Genomic DNA, 1521 nt, shown 5'->3' on the forward strand with positions numbered 1-1521 from the left:
GATCCAGCTGGGGCAGCAGAGCCCCGAGCCCGAAGCAGACGGCGGTCGTCGTGATGGTGATGCCGAAATCACTGGGGGTGCCGGGTGACAGTAGCCGGGTGGCTGAAAGCGCGAAGATGACGAACAGGCCGACCCCGCAGCCGGCGGGCACGAACCGCAGGCCGCGTTGCCACCAGGTGGCCGGCACTGCATGGCGGCCGAGCGGGAGTAACGCGACGGCCCAGAGCAGCCCCATCAGGACGACAAGCCCGAGGCCGAACAGCCCGTAGATGGACAACAGCGATCCGTGGATGTCGGCGGTTCCCGACACCTCGGCCACCGTGTGCAGGTCCGCGCCCCGGATCGCCAGCTCCACCGGCATCAGTCCGGTGGCCCGGCCGTCGAGGTCGCGCATATCCAGGTCGACGGTCCAGTTCGCCGATCCGCGGGCCGGGATGGTTGTGCGCACCCGGGTGTCGTAGTCGAAGAAGGTGAGGCCGAGCATGGTTCCGCTCAGCCGTACCGAGTCGACGGGGACGTTCGACCGGGTCAGGTTCTGCACGCTGACCACCACGCGGGCGACCGCACTGGCTCCGAGGACCACGTTGTCCTCGCCGAGGGGCTGACCGTCGACGGTGACGCCGAGTTCCACCCCGTCGTCCGCCGCATGGACCGGAGACGCCATGGGTAACATGAGCCAACTCAGGCACGCCGTCAGGCAAACGGTGACAAAAATACTTTCCCGCGCCGACCTCTCCGTCAGCAATCTGACATTCACCGCTTCCCCCCGTGGCCCGGATGACCGGCAACGCGACTGTTATCCTATCGATCATCGTATGGTGGGGCTTCCGCCTAACGTGCATCACGTTGTCTCCGCCGGTCCGGGGCAGGCCGCCGGCAACGGGCGTGTTGCCAGCCGCACCCGGGGGGCGCTCTGGTGTCTGGCCATCGAGTATCTGGTCGATTCGTGCGACGGCCGTCGCGCGGTCTGGTGCCGACGGTGTTTGTCGTTGTGCTGTTCCTGGTCGGCGGGGCCGGCGTCGCCACGGCGATGGTCAGTCCCGAGACGTCGACCGGGACATCGACCGAGGCGTCGTCGGGGTCCATCTCCCCGTCCCCAGCCACCTCCCCATCCCCAATCCGGTCCATCTCCCCGTCCCCGCTGCCGACCGCCTCCACGTCCCCACCGCCCATGCCGAAGCCGGTGCCGAACCCGGTACCGAACCCGGAGACCCCCAGCGGTACCCCGTCTCCCTACTCCGATCCGAGTACGACGATCTGCCCGTCGGGGACGACGACGGACGCTGGTGGGCGCTGCACGCCCAGTTCGCCGGCCTGCCCGGCCGCGGCCACGGGCAATGCGGGCGGCCCCTGCGACCAGCACGGTCCGGCCTGCCCACCGAGCACGCCTCGATCGGCCGACGCAGCGGCGTCATCACCGCCGAACGGTGCCTGCCCACAACCCCGGTGCGCCTCCGGGCCGGCGTCGGTGTCGACATCAATGCCAGGTACAGATACAGGTACAGGATGTGATGGCGGCGG

1 protein-coding gene is annotated in these 1521 nt (G+C 69.1%); it reads right to left on the reverse strand.

Annotation, left to right across the window (positions count from 1 at the left end; genetic code table 11):
• On the reverse strand, positions 1 to 664 hold a 664-nt coding region (locus ACY45C_RS01425; protein ID WP_462185873.1), incomplete at its 3' end, for a hypothetical protein.
• Positions 665 to 1521 lie beyond the last annotated feature (857 nt).

This window comes from Frankia sp. CcWB2, assembly GCF_977927585.1.